Genomic DNA, 21,109 nt, shown 5'->3' on the forward strand with positions numbered 1-21,109 from the left:
GCATATCTACACTCTCTTGCTCTTTGCGCACGCCTCGACAAATCCGAGATACGGCGGGGACGGATGGCTCGGTGTGGATTTATATTCGGGGTGGAACTGGGTCGCAAGGAAGAACGAATCGCGGTTCAGCTCGCCGACCTCCATCCTTGTGCCCGACGAACCCGAAAAGACAAGTCCCGCCTTCTCAATCTCCGCGATATATGCGGGATTTACCTCATACCTGTGGCGGTGACGCTCGACAATCTTTGTGGCACCGTAGAGTTTCTCGATACGCGTGCCCTTCTTGAGATCGATCTCGCAGTCGCCGAGTCTCATGGTGCCGCCGAGGTTGGTGACATTCTCCTGCTCGGGAAGGATTGCAATGACATGCTTTCCGGGACCCATCTCCTCGGAGGTCGAATCCTTCCAGCCGAGAACATTGCGGCAGTATTCGATGACGACCAGCTGGAAACCGAGGCACAGACCGAGAAGAGGAACATTGTTCTCGCGGGCATATCTGATGGCATTGATCTTGCCCTCGATACCGCGCGGACCGAAACCGCCCGGGATGATAATGCCGTCGACGTCGGCGAAATCGGCATCGGTGAAGTTCTCGGCATCAATCCATTTAATTATGACCTCGGTCGAGAGCTTTCGACCCGCGTGCTTCAGAGCCTCTTTTATCGATATGTAGACATCCTCAACGCCGTATTTCGTGACGACGGCGACCGTGATGCGGTTCGTGTACTCGACCGTGACCATCCGATACCAGTCGTTGTTGGCAGACCTCTCTCCAAGACCGAGCAGGTCCATGATAACGGATGCCATTCCCTCCTTCTCCATCTCAATCGGGACTTCGTAGGTATCCTTTGCCGTCGCCGCCGTAATCACGGCACGTGAGGGAACGTCACAGAAGTCCGAGATCTTTCTCTTCGTCGACGGACTCATCACCGTAATACAGCGTCCCACGATAACATCGGGGTGAAGACCCGATTCGCGCAGAGCCTTCACGGAATGCTGTGTCGGCTTTGTCTTGTGGTCGCCCATATTGTCCTCGGGGACAAGGGTCACATGCACGAGAGCAATATCGCTCTTGGGCAGTTCGCCGACAAGCTGCCTTACGGCCTCGAGGAAGGGCATGCTCTCGATATCGCCGACCGTGCCGCCGACCTCGACAAGACATACATCCGCCTTACGGCCGTTCTCGGTGTAGGACTCGGCGGCGTCTTTTATGCGGCGCTTTATCTCATCGGTGATATGCGGAATTATCTGCACGGTGCCGCCGAGATAATCGCCGTGCCTCTCCTTCTCGATGACGGCACGGTAGATCTTACCCGTCGTTATGCTGTGCTTTGACGTCAGATTTATGTCAAGGAAACGCTCGTAGTTTCCGAGATCAAGGTCGACCTCGCCGCCGTCCTTAAGGACAAAGACCTCGCCGTGCTGCGCCGGATTCATGGTGCCCGCATCAATGTTGAGATACGGATCAATCTTGACCGCAGTCACGAGAAAACCGCGGTTCTTCAAAATTCTGCCGATGGATGCAGTAGTGATGCCTTTGCCGAGCCCACTCATCACACCCCCAGTTACAAAAATATACTTCACTTGACCCTCTCCAAAAATAAATATAGAGAGTGATTGAACTTTCAATAAAATAAAATGATAGATTTACATTCATCGGGTATTCATAAGGCACACGTCACGCATTGCACGGACATTCGCGAATTATGAACTACCGACGCGGATTTTACAGTTTTACTGTTTTGACGGTTATTTGATATTTTTTGAGACCTTTTGAGATTTTTTGAAATTATTTCTTTCCGCAACCCGTTATCAGGAACGATGCCGAAGTTTTCGCAAGGATTGTCTCGGGCGAATCCTTAAGGTGTGCCACACCTTCGGCAAATATAATCTTGTGACCGCGCTTTACGACATGCGCTTCCGCAACAAGTTCGGCACCGGCGCCGACGCCCTTGTAGTAGTCGGTCGTAGCCGAGATTGTCGCGATACCCTGATCGTCGTCGATGATCGTGCAGATTGCGAGTGCCATCGATTCGTCGATCAATGCAAAATAGACACCGCCCTGAAGCCAGCCGACGCCGTTGAGCATATCGGGGCGTGTCGTCATGGAGAGTGCGGCTTTTCCGTCGCCGAAGTATACGGGCTCTATTCCCATCAGGCAGAAGAAGGGGTTTGCATCCTTTCCTTTCTTCCTCATCTCTTCCGGATAACTCATGCGATTTAGGTTATTGTTCATCAGATATATATTATAAGCCCGCAGATATTCCAGAATATAAGATAATCTTCGAGGTAAAAACATGACAGAAAACAATGCTGAAGATTTGAAAGAGATAAAGGAGATGCTCGGCGAACTTTTATGGCTGAACTCGGTTATCGCGACCGAACTTATTCAGATTACCGAGAACTCCTCGCAGATTCTGCGTAAAGCGGATATTCCCGAGTCATGCAGAATCGAGCACGGCAAACTGAGAGCCGCGGCACTCGATATCGCGGAGAGATACAAGCCGAACACGGGGCTGAAAGAGCATCTCTTAAAGCACCAATAATCCATATGACAGAATTAAAGAATATACAGCACATAAAGTAAAAGAACAAAAAGTCAGGTATCAGGTATGAAAGTTCTGATGGTTATAGCTCCGAAAGGATACAGGGATGAAGAATTCAGTAAATCTGCCGAAGTTTTCGAGAAATCCGGCGTTGCATACGATGTCGCGTCAACCGCGGCGGGCGACTGCGAAGGCATGATGGGGTCGGTGCAGAATGCATCGCTGGCTGTTGCCGATGCAAAAGAAGCGGATTACGATGCACTTGTCATCTGCGGCGGTATCGGCGCACGCGATTTTCTCTGGACGCACGAGCCGTTAATCGAGCTTGTAAAGCAGTTTAACGCAAAAGGAAAAGTCATCGGCGCAATCTGTCTCGCTCCGGTAATTCTTGCCTATGCAAGAGTCCTTAACGGCATAAAGGCGACGGTCTTCGACACTCCCGCAAGCGTCGAGCTCTTAAGACAGAGCGGCGCAAAATACGTCAAAGAAGCCGTGGTCTCGGACAAGAACATCGTAACGGGAGATCATCCCGTGGCATCGGTTAAGTTTGCACAGGAAATTCTCGCAAAACTCAACTGATCTCAACAGATTTTCTGGAATCGAACCGAAACATAATAAGACCGCGGTAAAACCCGAAACAATCGCAGATCGGCAGGCAAATCAGCAATACCAATGATAACAGAAGAAGAGTGCACCCTCATAATTCCCGCATACAACGAGGAAAAGAGAATAGAAAGATGTCTTGCCGATATCTCGTCATACCGCGGTCCAGTCATCTTTGTCTGCGACGGCGACGACAGAACGCCGGAGATAATCCGAAGTTACACCGACTCGCCGGTCACGGATGAGAGCGGCAAAAAATATCCCGACATCACGGTTCTCTCGTTCAACGAACGTCTGGGAAAGGGCGGCGGCATAACCGCGGGGATGAAAGCCGCAGCCACGGAATATATCGGATACTGCGATGCCGACGGCGCCACGCCGATATCGGAGATGCGCAGGCTGTTCTCGGAAATTGAGACCTGCGACTGCGCATTCGGCTCAAGGTGGCTTTCGGCATCGAAGATAGAAAAATCACAGTCTTTCAGCAGAAAACTGCAGAGCCGCATCTTCAACCTCTGCGTCAAACTGATCCTCGGCATTCCGTTCAAAGACACACAGTGCGGAGCGAAGGTCTTTAAGAGAACGGCGGTCGACGCCCTGCTTCCGCGGGTGAGATCGTCGGGGTTCGCTTTCGACGCCGAGATTCTCTATATCCTCTATCGCGGCGGATTCATGATTAAAGAGGTTCCCATTCTCTGGTCCGAGATGGGCGGGTCGCATGTCGGCATCGCGGATGCAATAAAGATGCTCATAAATCTCATAAAAATAAGACTCGGCTGAACGGCGGGCGGAGCATGTCAAAGGAGCGGATCATAAATGAAAACGGAATTCATATCATCAATTTTACCAAACGCGGCCGTTGATTCGCTTTTCGTTGTGGACGAAGTAACGCTTCGAAACAGCAGCAACAAAAAATCCTATATCTCGTGCACGGTATCGGACCGCACCGGCAGGCTTCCCTGTAAGATCTGGGGAGATGCGGGGATGAACGAGTCCGATATCGAAGGATACTACAATACTCTCTCGCAATCGCAGGGGGACATATTCAGGATTGCGGGCAGAGCCGCGCTCTACAAGGGCGAACTGGGAATAAATGTCAACGACGGCATCGTATACCTCGGTAAGCCCGCGGATTCCTCGAAACTCTCCGATTCGGATTTCATCAACTCGCCCGTGGATATTGCCGCATGCAAAAAACAGATTCTTGCTCTGATAGAGAGCATCGGCGACGAAGATCTTAGGACACTGGTGTCAAGCGCCGTCACGAAGGCGGACGGATTCTTCGAGAAGCCCGCGGCAAAGGGACGGCATCACGGTTACTTCGGGGGACTCTGCGAGCATTCCCTGGAGGTCGCAAAGACGGCGCTCTCGATTGAAGAAAGCCTCAGCGATGTCAGACTCAATCGCGACCTGCTTATCGCGGGCGCACTCCTTCACGATATCGGCAAATGTCAATCCTTCGAGAAGAAAGGGCTCTCATACGCGGCTCTGCCGGAATACTCCCTTCTCGGGCATACGGCAACCGGGATGATGTATCTCTCCCGTTACCGGACATTCACGGATGCGGAGACGTTCCGCGAACTTCTGCACATAGTCCAGTCGCATCACGGCGAGCACGGCGAGACACTCCCGCAGACACCGGAAGCATGGGCGGTTCACTTTGCCGACAATATCAGCGCCAAACTACATGAGGTTGACGAAGACCTGAAATCCGTGAAGCCCGGCGAATCGGTCAGGGGCTGGAGATCGGATTCCTTCGTATACAGGTCGCCTCTGACACAATCGGATGCGGCATACGGCACGGGCAATACGGGCGCAAAGGGCACAACGCCGCCTGCAAAAGGAAACAAAGAAAGCGGAAACGACAGGGACGGAAAAAAGAGCCAGCGGAGCATAACGGATTCATTCCGATAAGCCTTACGACAAGTCAACGATGAGGCAACAATAAGCCTCAAACGTTATGCAATAATTTATACTTCCGTAAATCAAGAATTTTTATAATGTCAGCAGTTTCGGACTTCATCAAGCTCTCCGCCGATGAAGAAGTAATACGTGAATACAAAGGGTTCAAGATGCTCAAACCGCAATCCGCGGACCTGACAATTGCGGTGACGTCAAAGAGGCTGATTCTCTACGCAATGACGCGCAAAGCCATGAAGATGAACCGTCCTTCACTCTCGCAGGATCTCAGAATCGAGGATATCCGCGGCGTCGAGGTCTATGAGAACAAAGCAGTCAATCGCCCTCTTTTAATAATCGGTCTAATTATCCTTCTTGCAGGCGCATTCGGAACTTACAAGCCGATGTCGGGGATATTCTATGACATCAACATGCATATAGGTCATAATTATGCGGGTCCCGCGGTTGCGGCCATAGGTCTTCTCTTCGGCATCATCGCCGTAATTGTAGGCTCCAAGAGGCTAAAGCTCAATTTCCAGTGCAATAAGGAGTGCAGGTCAAACGGCATGCTGATGAACAATACCGTGATCAAGTGGAGCGGAGAGTCTCAGAGAGTCCTCTGCGAACTCGGCTCGCTTATTATCGACGTTCAGGAGCAGTTCATTACGTCATCGGCGGTAACGCAGGCGAAGGCTGCGGCGGGATACGTCACCGAAGACGGATACCGCAGTATCCCCAACGCCGCCGCGGCTCAAAGCTCCGACTACGGCGGTTATCCCGAGAATTACGCAAACGCCGCCTACCAAAACGACGGTTACTCCGGCGGTTATTCCGATCACGACAGCGGCGGATACACCGGCGCCAATGCCGGAGGGATTGAGCCCGATGACTTTGTAACGCCGCCGCGTATCCCGAATTATCGCGCGGAGAATGCCGAACCAGACGAATCCGACTACATGACCGAAAGCGCTCCGTCACGTGATTATTCGGAAGAACCTGCACGGAGCGGAGACGGCAGGGAAGAACGGGAGTATGAAGAGCCCGTGACGCCGCCGGAAAAACCGGTAAGGAAGACACTTGCGGAAGAGTTCGCCGAGGCGGGCGGTCTTGACAAGCCGAGAAACTCGCCTTTCAACGGCGTTGACTTAGGCCTCATGCAGGATGCCGATGTCCATCTTCCGCCCAAGGACGACACGGAAAGCGGCGACGAATCCATGTCAACCTACGAAGAATATTACGGATACGAAAAAGAAAAATCGGAAGAGGACGCGCCAAAGCGCGACGACTATCTCTTCTGAAATTTTTTAACTGCTGAAATATAAAAAATAAAAAAAGATTTTTTCAAATTATTTTCTTCTTATTTTTACGGATTCCGCATGAGCGATGAGACCTTCAGCCGTTGCCAGAGTCTCGGCGATATCCCCTATCTCTTCGAGACCTTCGCGGTCGACTATCTGAACGGTCGAGGTCTTGCAGAAATGATTGACATTAAGTCCCGAATATATCTTCGAGTAACCTGCGGTCGGCAGAACGTGGTTTGTTCCCGAGGCATAATCGCCGCAGGCAACTGGCGTATACGGACCGGCAAATATCGAACCCGCATTGTGAACTTTGTTTAAGACGCTCAACGTGTCGGCAACCTGAATGGAGAGATGCTCGGGTGCGATCCTGTCCATCTTTTCGACGGCGTCTTCGAGCGAGTCCGCAAGCACATATCCCGAATTCTTAAGCGATTTCTCTATAATCTCGCGTCTTGCGGCGGTCGAAAACTGACGTTCGACCTCTTTCGAGACGGCATCTATGAGGGACTTATCCGCGGTCACGAGGACGCAGGCGGAGTTGGGATCGTGTTCTGCCTGTGCAAGGATATCCGCCGCGACAAAGCTCGGATTTGCGCTTGAATCCGCAATTATTCCTATCTCCGAGGGACCCGCGGGGAAGTCAATCTCGGCATTGTCGCGAAGGAGCATCTTTGCGGCAGTCACAAAGACATTGCCAGGACCCACAATCTTGTCGACCTTCTTTATCGACTCCGTGCCCAGTGCCATGGCTGCGATTGCCTGCGCACCGCCGACACGGTATATCTCGGAGACGCCCGCGATATCGAATGCCACTATGGTAAGCGGGTTTATCGGCGGCGGCGAACAGGCGCAGATCTCCTTAACACCTGCAACACGTGCGGGAACCGCTGTCATGAGCGCCGTCGACGGATAGGACGCACGCCCTCCGGGGATATAACAGCCCACACGGCTGAGCGGGGTGGTCTTGACACCTAAGGTGACTCCCGGCGATACCTCTCTCAGCCAGAGATCGTTGTGCTTCTGGAACTCGTGGAACTCGGCAATCCGTGCCTCCGCCTGCGTCAAACACTCAATCAGGCGGTCTTCGACCGAATTATATGCCTCGTCAATCTCATCCTCCGTGACTCTGAGATGTTCAAGCTCGATTTTGTCAAACTTCTTTGCATACTCATAAAGTGCGGAATCGCCGTTATTCCGGACATTATCGATAATCTCGGAGACCGTTCCGTAAACTCCGGTCAGCCCCTGACGCCGTCCGTTAATCCATGCCTCAACATCAAGTTCTTTTAACATCGCTCTTCCCTATTAGTTTTGAATCTTAATCGGAATATAATTTGGTATGGCAATATCTCATCTGCCGCAATCCGAAATGATACACTTTTTTGGGATACAATCCATATCTATATCGGATGAAAGCAACTGTCCTTGCCAGCGGAAGTAAAGGTAACTGCACCTATCTTGAAGGCGGGAGCGGAGCTCTTATCATAGATGCGGGTCTGAGCGCACGCGAAACCCTGCTGAGGCTCGAGTGCGCCGGCGGAAACCCCGAACTTATCGAGGGAATTCTGGTCACGCACGAGCACAGTGACCACATAAGCGGGCTTGACACCCTCGCGAGAAAACTCGACGTGCCCGTCCTGGCAACGCAGGGGACGCTCTGGGAATTCGAGAGCAAGAGAAATCCCAAGAGCAGATCGAAGGAGATATCGATGATACCTCTTAAAACCGGCGACATCTTTGAGTTCGCGGGATTCAGAATAAAGCCGTTCTCAACGTATCATGACGCAATCGATCCCTGCGGTTTCAGGATTCTGGAGGGCGATTCAAAATTCGGATTCTGCACGGATACGGGACAGATAACGGAGAAGATGGAAGAGGAACTCTTCGGCTGCGATGCCGTCGTGCTTGAGAGCAACCACTGCCCGGTCATGCTCGAAAACGGACCTTATCCTAAGTTTCTCAAGGAGAGAATCCGCGACAAAAAACGCGGTCACCTCTCCAATACCGCGGCGGGGGAGTTTATAAAACGAAGTCACGGCGATATCGGCGAGATAATTCTGGCACACCTGAGTCAGGAGAACAATACTCCCGAGAAAGCGCTCACAAGCGCAAAGAACTCGGCGGGACTCTCGGTCGATGACATGCTCTTTGAGGTCTCGCTTCAGGATAAGGTCTGCGGGACAATCAAAATATGATACGGAACACAAAAGCAAAATTAAACCGTAATCATTAAGGAAAATAAATCAATACGGAAAATAAGAGATAACGGGAAGTCGGAGGATGCAGTTTTCGGAATTTTCAGAGATATGCGACAGAATCGAGTCGACCCGCGGCAGACTCGATTCGATAGATATAGTGTCGGGCGTCCTCAAAACACTGACCGATGAAGAGCTGCCCGTATTTGTCAGATTCCTCATGGGAAGGATCTTTCCCGACTGGAGCCCCGAAAAGATAGGAATCGGACCCAATCTCGTCTATGACGCGGTTGCCTACGTTGTCGGCGACAGCAGGAACACGGTCATAAGAAAGATAAACGCCGGCGGCGACGCGGGAAGGGCAATCGAGGGGCTGCTGCTGAAGAAAGAGCAGACATCCTTCTTCTCCGAGACACTCGATCTTCTGGAGGTCTACAATGACTTCATCTATATCTCGGGCGTAGGGGGCGGCAGCTCGCAGAAGGAGAAACTCAAGGTTCTCAAGAAGATCTTTGCGAATGCAAAGCCGATAGAGGCGCGCTATATTACAAGACTCATTCTCGGCGAACTCAGAATAGGTATCGGCGAGGGAAATATCCGCGATGCCGTTGCAAAAGCATTCGATGTGCCTGCCGCCGCCGTTGAGCACGCATTCCAGGCCTCGAACGATCTCGGCGAGGTGGCAGTGCTTGCAAAGAGCGGCGTCGGCGATCTCGAAACCGTCAGGGTTGAACTCTTCAGACCTGTCAAGATGATGCTTGCCCGTCAGGGAACCATTGCCGCAATGCTCGAAGAAGAAGGGGTGCTTGCCGCCGAATACAAATACGACGGGACAAGGTTCCAGTTCCACAAGAAAGGCAGCGAGTGCAGAATTTACTCACGAAAACTCGAGGAGGTCACAAAAGCCATACCCGATGTCGCAAATATGCTCCTCGAAGCGACGACGCATGACGCGATTCTCGACGGCGAAGTTATCGCAATCGACGAGGATACGGGACGCCCCCTGCCGTTTCAGTATGTGCTTCGCCGGTTCAGAAGAAAACACGATGTCGAGGGGCATATGCAGAAGATCAGGCTTGTCCCCAATATCTTCGACATAATCTGCATTGACGGCAGAACTCTCATTGACGAGCCCTTCTCGGAAAGAAGAAAGATTCTGACCGAATCCGTCTCGAAATTCGTTGCGCCGCAGATAGTCTCGGACGATATCGGAACAATAGAGGCGTTTTATCGCTCGGCACTCGCGGACGGACACGAAGGAATCATGATTAAATCGCGCTCAGCACACTATACGCCCGGCGTTCGCGGAAAAGAATGGGTCAAGATCAAGCCAGCGGTCGACACCATGGATCTCGCGGTCATAGGCGCCGAATGGGGCGAGGGCAAACGCGCAAAGCACTTCGGCTCGTTCCTCCTCGCATGCCGCGACGAACTCGGCGAACTTATCCCCGTATCAAAGGTGGCTACCGGAATCTCGGACGATATGCTCGACATACTCTACGACATGCTCAAAGACATCGTAATCTCGGAGTCGAAGAATACCGTAACCTTTGAGCCGGATACTGTCTTTGAGGTCGGTTATGCCGAAATTCAGAAGAGTCCGACCTATGAGGCGGGTTATGCCCTGCGTTTCCCGAGATTCATCCGCCTCCGCGACGATAAGAGCGTTGAAGAAATCGAGACCCTGCAATCAATCGAGGCCAGATTCGCCGAGCAGACAAAAAGACTTCAGGGATGAAGCGGAAGCATCCTTACTCATCCCTGCCAATCAGAAATCAAAGAGACTTTTTTGCGTGCGGAGTTCGGTATAGAGCCGGCTGTGCTTAAGCCATGTGTCGCCTCCGCAGAACTTAGTCACGGTATCGGCACCCTCTTTGGTATCTTCGCATTTGACGGGCTGTGAGTTCATGGCGTTGCGTGTCGCCTCCCGTATTACCCATGTGCCCAGCGGCGCCCAATAATCCTTTGTGGCGCGGCGGACGAGGATTACCTCCGCATTCCTGCGTATATCCGAGAGATATTCGAGAACCGCGAGTCTTGCCGAGTAATAGGCGCCGCCAATGGGGGAATAATCGTTCTTGCTCTTCTTCGTCTCGGAATCGACGACAATGACATCGCTGTCTCCCGCCCACATGCTGTTCTTCTCCCAGATCTCTATCATCTCGAACTTCCAGTCGCCCGGGACAAGCATACAGACGATATGATTCGCATGAATTGCGCCGGAAAATACGGTCACGTCGGATATCGGCGGATACTTCATGATCTCGGATTTCAGACGGCGGGATATTGAATCGTCAATCGCGGTTATTCCCCACCTTGTCGGCACAAAACGGCGATTCTTCTCGATACCGAGGAGTCCCGCGCCCAAAACGTTCTGAATGTGATGGACGTCGATGCCGCCTTTGAAGAGTTCGTACATTCCGTCGACCGCCCTCAGATCGCCGTCGGACGTGATCTTGTCGACAATTCGCGGAACAAAGGCATTATCGAGGACATCCATCTTCTTTATCTCCCCCGACAGACCCACGGGCGCAAGAGTGCCGTCAAACTTGAGATCGAAAGATACGGGTTTCTCGAACGCGACCTCGATATCAATAGGCTTCTGCGAGATTGCCACCTCCTGTATCGAATCGGCGGTTCTCGCTAGGAATGCCTTGCCTGCCGCGGCATTGAGAGTCTTTGAGCCGCGGACGGTCGATGAGCGCATTGCCACGATATCGTCGATACTGCACCCTTTCCTTACCCATTCCTCGGGATCGTCCGCCTGAGCCGTCATCATGGGTCCGCCCGCCACCCTGGGATAACTGTAACTGCCTATGAAGACCGAAGGGCTCTCGCCCATGTAACTCTCGAACGGTCGCGGCTTTTCTTTCAGCTTCGCATAAAAACGGCTCGTTATCGGGCATTTGGGGAGTCCGCAGAACCCCCTGCCTTTACACTGAACGCACTGTTGCGAACGGGACATATGTTTTCCTTTGCGCTTATCCGCGAAAAAAAGATTATAATGAGATTCTGTAGTCGCCCATACCGCTTACGCAGGAGGCATCCGCGGTTACCCAGCCGCTCTGAGGTCCTTTGACGGATAACTCCATCGTGTTGACGTAGGAGTTGTCTTTATCGCCGTTATAATACGACCATTGGTTTTTGCCGACACACTTGAGCGAGATCTTCACGACCGTGTCCTCGGCGCAGTTATATTTCAGATATACGTTTACCTTGTAGTTCGCCGGATCGGAGTCCGCTTCGGCGGGCGCAAAGAGATAGGCGTTCGCAACGGGATTCTTTGTATCGATAATCATCGGATCTATCTCAACTTCGGCACCGAGTTTCTCGCTCTTGAGTCTGTCGCCGACCACCTTTATGAACGCGGCATCCTTGGCTGCGAAATAGTCTGCCGTGATGCCGCTTCCGAGACCGGTACCTCTGCCGTCCGCGAACTCGACGCCGAGCGGCGAGTTTCCTTTATTCGACGGAACCGGCAGGAACATGGTCACGCCCGTCAGTTCTCCGGTTGCGTCAACCGTGGCGGTATAAGTATATGTGCTCACGGGATCGATGCCGAGTGCATCAAAACCGAGCGGATAGAAAAAACCTGCCACAAACATCAACAGACCCGCAAATATCACGAGTATTACTATTAACAGTGCAAGAAATTTGCCGGTCTCCATTTTTTCGAGATCCATATCTTCTCTTCCTTATGAATTAGCCTAATTAATTATTCATGAACAATAGTCTAAAATCTTTTCCAAAAAAAGGTATGAAAAAAGGCAGTTATCGGGCATTAAACTTTCAAAGTTTATCGGGGCATTCACGCAGAATATTTGGGTGTTTTTCGTCAATCGGAGGGACCATAATCGACCGGATGCAATGAATCAGCGGGAATTGTGTTTTCTTACCGCATCCTCGATTGCCGCCATCGTCTTTACGCGTCCGTCTTCCTGAACGAAGAGATAGGACATGTCGGGGACTTTCATATTCAGCGCCTCGTCTATGGCATCGCTAAGGGTCTCTTTCGTGACCTTATCGCCGGGGAGCATGATGCCTGCGCCTATCTCTTCGATCTTCCTGCCGTTATTCCACTGCTCGGGATGATACGGGTCGATAATCATCACAATCGGCTTTCCGAGGAAGAGTGATTCGTGAATCGAGGTAAGACCGCCGTGGAGGATGTTAACCCGCGATTGCGCCATATAGGTGAGAATATCTTCCGTATAGCCGTGAGTTTTAAAGTTGCGGCTTTCGGCGGGCAGTCCCGGGGATGTGGAGAAGACCTCGAACTGATGGAAGGGGCGCTCGTTTGCGATCTCTTTCAGCATGCCGTACATGGGGATTTTGAACGGTTCGCCGCCGAAACTTGCAAAGATGATCTTTTTCTCGATTTTATAGTCCGAGAGTTTAGCATCCATTATGGGGCCTACAAACTTGTATCTGGAGGCGTCCTCGCGCTTTATCTCCAGATTGTAGGCGCTTACCGTATTGGGATACGAAAAATCGGGAATTATGATATTGTCGGGAAGTGTCAGGTATTTCTCGACGACGCTGCTCAAAATCTCCCAGTGCTTTGAATGCTCATCGTTTGCCGACGCGAATTTATTCTGATTCGTGATGAAAAGCGAAGGAATATCCTGTATCTTCGCCGCGAAAACCGCCGCATACATGGTATCCGCTATGAGAACGTCGATCTTCTTCTCGATTATGATTCTGCGTATATCGCGAAGGGAACGCGCAAGCGACAGAAGCACACCCTTCGACGACCAGACCGTCTTTGAAAGGCTGAAATATCCGGATTCGCCCTCCAAAATGACCTCGCGGTATGTATCGAAAACAGTAAAACCCTGTTTGGAGATAAAATCCAGAGCCTTACCGTATGAGGCAAAATAGCATTTATGCCCGAATTTCTCCAGATACTTTGCAAGTTTCGTCGAACGCGAGGCATGCCCCAGCCCCTCGCCGCAGACTACAAATAACAATCTCATGTTACATCAACGATAAATCAACGGATCCGGGATGCAAATATCAAAACCAATTCCTGCATGACGGTCCCGCAAACACGGCTTAACAAATATGAATTCGTAAATATGAATTCGTAACTACGGATTCACAAACACGGTTCGGCAAACAGATATTAAACTGTTTCAGGTACTATTAACGCCTCAATTAAAAAAGGTTTTTAAACGCAAAATGTTTTTTCACGAATATTACAACATAATAACATTAAATAAACCACATAAACCGCAATTTTCGGAAATAAATGATTCCCCTCGGGAGTCTAAAATGAAAGATTGTTTCATGCGGTTGCAAAATAAAAGATTACTTATTTATAGAAATATGGATTAAATGTATCTCATTGAACATTGTGTTCATATATCTGACAACGCGATTTGATCAGATAAAATTCAGACAGTTTACAACAGTTTACAGTAATCTGCAACCGTATACGACACGGAATGATGAAATACGCAGATATCGCCGGCATACAGAGATTACCTTTTATCCGGATTCGGTAATTCAGACGGCAACTTGCAGATATTTGCATGAATTATTATTCGGGTCTTACGACCGGATCCTCTGATATCCGTCGGACCCGTTGAACAATCGCTTTTCATAAAACTCATCATGACGCGTCGGCAGCAACAAAGGTAAAGAGGCAAAAACGAAGATACCCAATACCCTACGCATACGATAACGCCGAAAACCGGAAACTGCAGACTGGGTCTCGCAAACATGGGGAAAAAGATGACGTTAAAAGACATCACGAAAATACTTGAAAATGCTCTGATGGGCAACTACTCATTAAGAGTCAATGTCGATGATACTGAAGATGAATTAAAAGAACTTGCTGAAACCGTAAACACGGCAATAGAGTTTATTATAGACTCTAAACGAACCTGCGACAATGTTTCGATGATGATTCAGCAAAACCCCTATCCTATGATGCTTCTGGACAAGAACTTCATGCCTATCGATGTAAACATCGCATACGAGAAACTGATGGGATACAACAAGGATCAGATTCTCTCAATGCAGGCATCGGACTACAAATCCAGACGTATCTCGGGCGACGACACACAAACTCTTTTCATAGCGGGTCACAATACGCAATCCCTCGTCGAGATAACCTTTAAAGACGGCAAAAAACTCTTCGTCGAGCAGAGAGGCGTGCCGCTCATGGACTCGAACGGAAACGTGGACATGGGTCTCTTCGTCTTTAAAGACGTCACCACCGAAATCGTCGAAAAAGACGAGATTACTAAGCAACTGGAAAAAATCAAGGTCCTTCAGGCAAGATCCGAGGTAATTGTTCAGGATAACCCTATGCCCATACTTCTCTGCGACAAAACCTTCAATATTCGCGTTGTCAACAAGGCATACGCAGATCTCTCGGGCATAAGCAAAGACAGACTTCTCAATATGACCCTTCACGACTTCGATGTCCTGAATACCGAAGGCGAGGGACTCAGAAAGGTCTTTGAGACAAAAACAAGAAGTTTCGGCACGGTCACGGTTAAATTCCCCAACGGCGTCTTTATCCTCGAACAGTACGGTATTCCCGTACTCAGCGCAAAAGGCAATGTAAGCAACATTCTCATTGTCTACAACGATGTCACCAAAGTACGCGCCAAGGAAAAAGAGATCGTTGACATGATGAACGAAGCCAAAGAGAAGGAAGAGATTCTCGAGGCAAGCATCGAAAACGTAAACAAGGCAATCGAATGCTTAAGCAACGGCGACCTTACATGCAAACTCGCGGCAAAAGACGATGATCCGTTAAAAGACCTTAAAGCGAACTATAACAGTTCCATGGCGGACTTCAGCGGCATTATAAAGAACGTGTTCACTGCAATGAATACCATTAACCAGAACATGAACGATGCCTCGAACGGTTCCGAAGGCATCGCACATGCTGCCGAGAATGTGGCTGTAAGAACACAGAATGCCGCAAAACTCTCGCGCAATCTCCTTGCGCAGATAGAGAACATCACACGTTCAATCTCCGACCTTTCGGCATCGAACGAGGAGATAGCAAGCACATCGCAGGAAGTTCTCGACCAGGCGAGAGATGTCTCGTCCATGGGTAAGAACGCCGAGCAGCTCGGAAGAGAGGCAACGGAGAAGATGAACTCCGTCGTTACCATCACAAACGACAGCGTCAACGAGATGGACGAACTCAACAAACAGCTTGTCCAGATCAATAGTGTAATTAAGTTGATAAACGATATTACAAATCAGATTAACATGCTCGCGCTCAACGCTGCCATCGAAGCGGCACGCGCAGGTGAACACGGCAGAGGATTCGCGGTCGTTGCGGGTGAGGTCAAGAATCTTGCAACCGACGCCAAGAATGCAACCGCACAGATTGACAGGGTCGTAAACGGTATCCAGAAGACCAGCGAGAAGACGGTTGCGTCGATTAAGTCCGCAAACGCCCATGTGGTTTCGGGCGTAGAGAGTGTTAATGCGACAATAGATTCACTCAATAAGATTGTAAAAGGTGCCGAGTATCTTACCAGCAACATGGGCGAGATAGCAAAAGCTATTGAGGATCAGGCGAATATTACAAATAATATAGTGGGAGACTGCGAGAAGAGCAGTGACCTTACGCGCAACACCCAGGGCGAGATTGAAGGACTTGCTGGACTTTCGCAGGAGACGAGCGCATCCGTCCAGGAGATCAACAGCGCAATTCAGGAAGTCAACGGTCTTTCGAATGATCTTAAAGCGTCGCTGGATACACTTAAAATCTGATAATGGAGTTGATTTATGACAGTTATTGATATAGTTGAGTTTGAGATCGGAAATGAGCGTTACGCACTGGATATAACGCTTACACGTGAGATCGTTGAGATGGTGCCTATTACACCGGTTCCCAGAGCTCCGGCGCATATTGCGGGCATAATTAATCTTCGCGGCGAGATTACAAACATAATTAATCTCAACAAGATTCTGGATCTTCCCGAGACGTCAAACAAGAACAGAGAGGATCAGAAGATTATTGTCCTCGTTCCCGAGGCAGCGGAAGGCTCGAATACGGGTATCATAGTCGACGATGTTCACGCCGTTCTTCAGATTACCGACGATGAGATCGATTCTATGAAAGGTCCTCTGTCCAACGAAGCCTATGTCAAGGGCGTTATCAAGATTGACGATAAGGAAGCCAGCGAAACCGAGACGGGAGAGAAGAAGCGCCTTATCGTATGGTTAGACGTGGGTCAGGTCCTTATAGATATTCTTGCGTCAACAAAGGCATAAATCAGACAATCATATAATCAGATAATTAAGTCATAAAATCAACAATCTTTTTTTAGCATTTCAAACTTTTAAAGTCGTTATTTAGGCATCTCATATTTCATGTACTTTCTTTCACGGCATTAAACCGAAAAACTTCGGACGACAATCTATTATAGATATATTCACAGATAGGTAAACAATTCACAGATACAGGTTGACGGCAGATTAACGGACATGTAAGGTTAACGGACAGATAAAGTTAACAGACAGGTAAAGAGGATGGCAGATACCGATAAGAAACTGAAAGCGGCGGATATCGCCGAGATAAGCGGCATAAGCGAGAGAGAGGTCAAGAGTATCTCGGATGAGTTCGCAAGCATCATTCCGAGCCACACTCTCGGCAGAATTAAGATCTACGAAGAGAAAGCCGTGGATGTCATATCAAAGATAAACTCGCTTAAAAAGAGCGGAACGGCAAGCGAGGATATCTTCACGCAGTTCGGCAAGGCTGCGCCGGCAAAGAAGAGCACAAAGGAGAGAATGACCGAGAGCCTGCGAAAGAATCAGGCGTCGCTGGGTGCAAGGGCGGCACACATCACAAAAGATTACGGCAACTCAATCCCGCCCGGCACAAAAACGAAGACTTCGACAAAGTCGTCCGGCACGGCAAAGTCCGCGGAAACGGCGGAACCTCCGTCCATGATAAGTATGGTCACCGATGCCGTCTCTACCGCCGAAAAACGTGTTAACCGACTTATCTCGCTTGCCGACAGCGCTCCCGACAGTGAGGTTGCCGATAAGATAGGGTCCGCGGAACTGAGGATATCAAAGCTTACACTCCGCATTGAAAAGATTGAGTCGGAGATTGCCGCGATGCAGAAGACTTCGGAGCGCAACATGAACGACATTAAGGAGATGCTGAGTTCTCTGGAGAAGCGCACCGATATCGCAAACGACTGGGTGAATTACTTTGAGAAGTCGCTTGACGAGTATAAAGCCTCTCAGGATGCCGTATGCAACAGTCTTAAGAAGTCGGTCGCCGATGCCGCAGCCGATATTGAAGAGCTTAAAAAGCCGTTCTGGAAGAGAAAGTAATCGGGTAAGATATACAGATGAGACTGCCGTCAAAGAAACTTCTCATACGCTACTGCATTTTTGTCGCGGGCTTATTCCTTATGGCAATCGGCATTGCACTCTCGGTGCGGGCGGATATGGGTATATCCCCCATATCTTCGCTGCCGTATGTCCTGAGTCTCGGCATGCCTATATCGCTGGGCCTGCTTACCATTATTCTGCATACGGGATTTTTGGCATGCGAGATTATCATCCTCAAAAGAGAGTTCTATCTGCTCTCCCTCCTCCAGATTCCCGTAACGATAGTCTTCGGCATGTTCATTGACGTTGCCTGCCTCCTCTGCTCATGGATAGTGCCGCAGGGCTACCTTATGCAGTGGGTCGTTCTTATCGCAAGCTGCATTATTCTCGCCATCGGCATATGCCTTCAGATAACGCCGCGTGTCTTCGTGATGGCATCCGAGGGTCTTATGCTTGCGGCATTTCAGAAATACAACATACCTCTGGAGAGGACTAAGATAGCCATCGATGTTACGCTCGTTACGCTCGGCATCATCTATTCATTTGCGGCATTCTCGACGCTTCTTGGCATACGCGAGGGAACGGTTGCCTCCGCTGTTTTGATTGGACTTTTCGTGAAACAGTTCAAGAAGCCGGCGGAGAGGTTTGTGAAACGAGTGACTGGGAATGTCTGAAAAAGAGAAGTTTTTGGATTATTCAAAATGCAAAGTATATGAACTCGGGTGTTTCGGGTGGTGAAAGAGCCAGTATCATTGTAATAAAAATTACAAGATAGATTATCCAGTATCTCATCTTCTGCCTTGATACGATGTCAAGATAGTCAAAATAAAGGATCTCATGGACAAAGTCCGCAAATTTTTTGTTCAGCATCAAGATAAACAACGCAATCAGACCTATGACACCTGCGATAATTGCAAGCTCGGTCAATGATGAGACAGGTATTTTTGACGCGAATATTGCCTGCAGATAATATACCAGATTGTCAAAACTCTCTGCCCTGAAGATAAGCCAGCCAAAGAATACAAGAATCTGGGTAACAAGTATGCTGAAGAGGAGTCCGGCACCGGAGTTCAAAAATCTGCTTTCGCAGAATAACTTATTCTCTCCGATAAAATACCTGTGAAGAGCCAGCAGTAATCCGTGGTAAGCACCCCAGAGAACAAAAGTCCATGCGGCGCCGTGCCATAATCCGCAGAGAAGCATTGAGGCAAAGAGGTTGAGATAGGTTCTTGTATGACCGCAACGGTTTCCGCCGAGAGGGATGTAGACATAGTCTTTTATGAATCGCGACAGTGTCATATGCCACTTGCGCCAGAAGAGTTGAATATTACTTGCCAGATACGGCATGTCAAAGTTTTCCGGAAGTTTGAATCCGAGTATTCGGGCGCAGCCTATCGCAATATGCGCATATCCTGAGAAATCACAGTAAATTTGAATGCCGAATGCGAATACAGCCAGTATCAGACCGAATGATGAATATGACATCGGATTTGCAAATGCGGAATCTACAAAGGGGGCGAGATTGTCGGCAATGACCATCTTCTTGAATAGTCCCCAGACTATAAGCGTGACACCTGCCTGAAGATTATCTACGGTAATGGTGATTTTACTCTTCAGCTGCGGCAGGAACTCACTTGCCCTGACAATGGGTCCTGCGACAAGTTGGGGGAAGAAAGCTATAAACAGAGCATACTTATGGAATTTCGGCTCGGGTTCAAGGCGACCCAGATAAATATCAAAGACATAACTCAGTGCCTGGAATGTAAAGAACGATATGCCAACCGGCAGTGCTATGTTTAAGAGCGATATCTGCGCGGTTATGCCTATTGCCGCAAGGATTGAATTTATCGACTCGATTCCAAAGTCAATATACTTGAAGTATCCCAAGACCGCAAGAGGAATTAGGGTTCCGATGATCAGCCATATTTTTTTCTCCTTAACTGTATCGGAATTGAATACCCTGTATCCGCAGTAGTATGACGTCAGTGTGACAAACGCAAGGAGCAGGACATGTATCGATCCCGAATACCAGTAGAAGAAGTAGCTTGCCGCAAGCAAAAGAGCATGCTGAAGGAGTTCTCTTCTGAGCAGTTCTGCCGAGATCAGAACTACAGTCAGAAATATGAAAAAATCAGGTGTAGTGAATAACATCTTTCTCCACCTGCTCTATTATGAGATCTGCTATACGAGGTGCAAGTTTTAGGGCACCGATATGTATGACATGATGAGAGTCACTAAAGCTATCTTCATCCAAACAGTGTTCAAAATCATACCATACTGCACCGGTTTCATTGAGCAGATCATAATAATTAGCTCTCGATTCATCGGTTATTCTCTCAGAAAGCAACGGATGTAACGGCATATTGATGATAATTACTGGTACTCCAGCATCTTGAAGAGTCTTAACATTATATATTAAAGCATCTTTATAACGCGTACTTTCATTTGTTACAACGGGACGGAAAATAAAATTAGGATCATTTACCTGTGTTATTATTTTCTGGTCGTTTTTAACTGCTAATTTCCTGCTTTGTTCACCACCTAAGTAATCGAAACTATAATTCACTGATCCAGATGATCCTGCAAATTTATAATCTATTGCTGATTTTAAATATCTCTTCTTTTCGAACTCATTAAATGGTGTAAAATACATCTTTTCTTCCGCATTGTAAAGAGGTAAACTGTCATTTCGTATATCCAATCGGGGATAAACAAGTTTTGTTCTATCAAAAAAGCGTCCATAATCTATTTTATCCATGACAGATCGATATGTTATCCCATATATGACCAATGACGGTTTTGCATCGATTATCTTTTGAATCTCCAAAGCTCTTTCAATAGGAAGGTCGCCACTTTCAGCCAGATTATATGTTGTAATATTTGGGTAATCCATTTTGACGATACGATTTATCTCAGTCGGATACATGGACCAACCCACAATGCTTGAGCCTAAAAAAAATACGGCTGTTTCATTCTCCCCTACCTTTTGATCATAGAAATCATATAAATTAATTATCTGCTTAGTATCCTGCAGATATCCATCAACATTCGTCACGCAATAAAATCCCAGCAATAAACTGGGACACAATATAACACTGATTATGACGCTGCATATGATTACTATATACACTGTGATAGACAGAGAGATAGAGCCTTTTGTTACATCAGTTTCTTCCCTAACGGTCTTATTAAGCAGATCCTCTATCTTCGGCATAAATCAACTGTCAGAATACTTTGGTGT

19 protein-coding genes are annotated in these 21,109 nt (G+C 48.9%); 11 read left to right on the forward strand and 8 right to left on the reverse strand.

Translation table 11 applies throughout. The features are described 5' to 3' along the window. Positions 1 to 6: 6 nt before the first annotated feature. Together pyrG and T502_RS04485 are read right to left on the reverse strand one after the other, a co-directional pair. A complete protein-coding gene (gene pyrG / locus T502_RS04480; RefSeq protein WP_042705961.1) occupies positions 7 to 1,584 on the reverse strand; it encodes a glutamine hydrolyzing CTP synthase in 1,578 nt (525 codons plus the stop codon). Positions 1,585 to 1,789: 205 nt separating this feature from the next. Beyond that, the gene (locus tag T502_RS04485; RefSeq protein ID WP_042705962.1) at positions 1,790 to 2,215 is read right to left on the reverse strand and encodes a PaaI family thioesterase; all 426 of its coding nucleotides are present in this window, start codon (positions 2,213 to 2,215) and stop codon (positions 1,790 to 1,792) included. A gap of 82 nt (positions 2,216 to 2,297) precedes the next feature. On the opposite strand from T502_RS04485, the gene T502_RS04490 reads away from it, so the two are divergent. From T502_RS04490 to T502_RS04510, 5 genes are all read left to right on the forward strand, one after another. Continuing rightward, entirely contained in the window at positions 2,298 to 2,546 is a 249-nt protein-coding gene (locus T502_RS04490) for a hypothetical protein (RefSeq protein WP_042705963.1), read from the forward strand. Positions 2,547 to 2,612: 66 nt separating this feature from the next. Then, positions 2,613 to 3,125 (forward strand): DJ-1/PfpI family protein, encoded by a 513-nt coding sequence (locus T502_RS04495; protein WP_042705964.1) that lies wholly within the window; start codon positions 2,613 to 2,615, stop codon positions 3,123 to 3,125. Between the two features lie 93 nt (positions 3,126 to 3,218). Continuing rightward, on the forward strand, positions 3,219 to 3,929 hold the full coding sequence (locus tag T502_RS04500; protein ID WP_042705965.1) for a dolichyl-phosphate beta-glucosyltransferase: 711 nt from the start codon (positions 3,219 to 3,221) through the stop codon (positions 3,927 to 3,929). Between the two features lie 36 nt (positions 3,930 to 3,965). Continuing rightward, a complete protein-coding gene (locus T502_RS04505; protein WP_052359158.1) occupies positions 3,966 to 5,063 on the forward strand; it encodes an HD domain-containing protein in 1,098 nt (365 codons plus the stop codon). An 86-nt stretch (positions 5,064 to 5,149) separates the two neighbouring features. Next, positions 5,150 to 6,346 carry a hypothetical protein gene (locus tag T502_RS04510; RefSeq protein WP_042705966.1) on the forward strand — a complete coding sequence of 399 codons (1,197 nt, stop codon included), beginning with the start codon at positions 5,150 to 5,152 and terminating at the stop codon, positions 6,344 to 6,346. Between the two features lie 48 nt (positions 6,347 to 6,394). Here the strand turns inward: T502_RS04510 and hisD are convergent, their stop codons facing one another. Continuing rightward, positions 6,395 to 7,642, reverse strand: a complete 1,248-nt coding sequence (hisD, locus tag T502_RS04515) for a histidinol dehydrogenase (protein ID WP_042705967.1) — start codon at positions 7,640 to 7,642, stop codon at positions 6,395 to 6,397. Between the two features lie 116 nt (positions 7,643 to 7,758). Between hisD and T502_RS04520 the strand changes: the two genes are divergently transcribed. Then, complete coding sequence (locus tag T502_RS04520) at positions 7,759 to 8,544, forward strand: MBL fold metallo-hydrolase (RefSeq protein ID WP_042705968.1); 786 nt, start codon at positions 7,759 to 7,761, stop codon at positions 8,542 to 8,544. 85 nt (positions 8,545 to 8,629) lie between these two features. Further along, positions 8,630 to 10,282 (forward strand): ATP-dependent DNA ligase, encoded by a 1,653-nt coding sequence (locus tag T502_RS04525; protein ID WP_042705969.1) that lies wholly within the window; start codon positions 8,630 to 8,632, stop codon positions 10,280 to 10,282. Between the two features lie 30 nt (positions 10,283 to 10,312). Here the strand turns inward: T502_RS04525 and T502_RS04530 are convergent, their stop codons facing one another. The 3 genes from T502_RS04530 to T502_RS04540 form a co-directional block, all read right to left on the reverse strand. Then, on the reverse strand, positions 10,313 to 11,509 hold the full coding sequence (locus T502_RS04530; RefSeq protein WP_042705970.1) for an Nre family DNA repair protein: 1,197 nt from the start codon (positions 11,507 to 11,509) through the stop codon (positions 10,313 to 10,315). Between the two features lie 34 nt (positions 11,510 to 11,543). Then, positions 11,544 to 12,227 carry a hypothetical protein gene (locus T502_RS04535; RefSeq protein ID WP_042705971.1) on the reverse strand — a complete coding sequence of 228 codons (684 nt, stop codon included), beginning with the start codon at positions 12,225 to 12,227 and terminating at the stop codon, positions 11,544 to 11,546. A 189-nt stretch (positions 12,228 to 12,416) separates the two neighbouring features. After that, complete coding sequence (locus T502_RS04540) at positions 12,417 to 13,520, reverse strand: glycosyltransferase family protein (protein ID WP_052359159.1); 1,104 nt, start codon at positions 13,518 to 13,520, stop codon at positions 12,417 to 12,419. Positions 13,521 to 14,280: 760 nt separating this feature from the next. Here T502_RS04540 and T502_RS04545 point away from each other — a divergent pair. From T502_RS04545 to T502_RS04560, 4 genes are all read left to right on the forward strand, one after another. After that, positions 14,281 to 16,290: a methyl-accepting chemotaxis protein gene (locus tag T502_RS04545; RefSeq protein WP_042706167.1), complete on the forward strand. Its 2,010-nt coding sequence runs from the start codon at positions 14,281 to 14,283 to the stop codon at positions 16,288 to 16,290. Positions 16,291 to 16,305: 15 nt separating this feature from the next. Then, the gene (locus T502_RS04550) at positions 16,306 to 16,794 is read left to right on the forward strand and encodes a chemotaxis protein CheW (RefSeq protein ID WP_042705972.1); all 489 of its coding nucleotides are present in this window, start codon (positions 16,306 to 16,308) and stop codon (positions 16,792 to 16,794) included. Positions 16,795 to 17,052: 258 nt separating this feature from the next. Continuing rightward, positions 17,053 to 17,868: a hypothetical protein gene (locus tag T502_RS04555; protein WP_042705974.1), complete on the forward strand. Its 816-nt coding sequence runs from the start codon at positions 17,053 to 17,055 to the stop codon at positions 17,866 to 17,868. Positions 17,869 to 17,885: 17 nt separating this feature from the next. Beyond that, entirely contained in the window at positions 17,886 to 18,542 is a 657-nt protein-coding gene (locus tag T502_RS04560) for a YczE/YyaS/YitT family protein (RefSeq protein WP_042705975.1), read from the forward strand. 22 nt (positions 18,543 to 18,564) lie between these two features. Here the strand turns inward: T502_RS04560 and T502_RS04565 are convergent, their stop codons facing one another. Next, complete coding sequence (locus tag T502_RS04565; protein ID WP_042705976.1) at positions 18,565 to 20,019, reverse strand: MBOAT family O-acyltransferase; 1,455 nt, start codon at positions 20,017 to 20,019, stop codon at positions 18,565 to 18,567. Next, positions 20,000 to 21,082: a hypothetical protein gene (locus T502_RS04570; protein WP_042705977.1), complete on the reverse strand. Its 1,083-nt coding sequence runs from the start codon at positions 21,080 to 21,082 to the stop codon at positions 20,000 to 20,002. The genes T502_RS04565 and T502_RS04570 overlap by 20 nt, the downstream gene beginning before the upstream one ends. Positions 21,083 to 21,109 lie beyond the last annotated feature (27 nt).

It is taken from the genome of Methanomicrobium mobile BP (assembly GCF_000711215.1).
GTDB classification, from domain to species: domain Archaea; phylum Halobacteriota; class Methanomicrobia; order Methanomicrobiales; family Methanomicrobiaceae; genus Methanomicrobium; species Methanomicrobium mobile.